The sequence below is a fragment of the Bartonella sp. TT110JLCBS genome (assembly GCF_042193405.1).
Classification (GTDB): Bacteria; Pseudomonadota; Alphaproteobacteria; order Rhizobiales; family Rhizobiaceae; genus Bartonella.
Window position 1 is genome coordinate 1 of record NZ_JBHILT010000171.1, and the last position, 832, is coordinate 832.

Below are 832 nucleotides of genomic sequence, written 5' to 3' on the forward strand. Positions count from 1 at the left end.
CGCTTTAAACACATACCTAACCGTACCCTGATCAGCACTTTTCACTAGTTTGCTGCGCCCCAACGCGTTTCATTATCCCACCACTGCCATTTAAAGCCTCTTCCAGCTCTTGCTTGTGAACAAGCGTTATAGGCGTTGAATGCTCTTTCGCTGCTTGTTCTTTCAACTCCTTTTCACGGAATCTCAAAACAGCATTGCGTACAAAATTGACTTTTCTCAAAAGATCGTTTTCCAAATCACGACACAACCTGACAAGTTCTCGTGTGCTCGGAAAAAACGTATCGGATAAACAATTTATTTCATCACATAAAATCCGTTTGACCACTGTCATCAGTGACCATGCAGAGACATTTTCCAAAACCATTCCATAGGTCAACGCCATTCCCTCATGGTCTGATTGTTGTGCTATTTTCAAACCACACGACAGCATGCGAATAGCTTTTGCTATATCCTCTTTACCCGCCTTCACTGCGAAGAGCTCTTGCAATTGATCACCAGTCTCTAAAGCAATCGATTCCTGCTGTTTCGTTAATTAGCTGCCATCCTTCAAAACAAACGGACCGCTCGGAGGTATCATCGCATGAATGTGTTTCAAAATACCCTCGATTTCCGATATCAAGGAGACTGTCTGCGATACGTTCCCCAATGCTTTTTTGCTTTTGAGTGTAATTTCCATTGTTTCCACCATTGTTGTTCGTGTTTTTCGTTTTTTCTAAAACCTCGATAGCCTTTCGCACCCAGTTTCTCCATGTTGCTTGCCAATCACGTTTGATAGCATTCTTTCCTGCACAGGCTTTCCAAAAATCTCGAAACTTTGCAATTTCGACTTTCA

At 42.4% G+C, this 832-nt stretch carries 1 protein-coding gene and 1 pseudogene; both read right to left on the bottom strand.

What is annotated here, in order from left to right; all coding sequences use genetic code 11:
• Nucleotides 1–31: 31 nt before the first annotated feature.
• Entirely contained in the window at nt 32–469 is a 438-nt protein-coding gene (locus tag ACFILW_RS10245; RefSeq protein ID WP_375685786.1) for a hypothetical protein, read from the bottom strand.
• Between the two features lie 22 nt (nt 470–491).
• A pseudogene (locus ACFILW_RS10250) lies at nt 492–832 on the bottom strand (hypothetical protein); the annotation flags it as partial.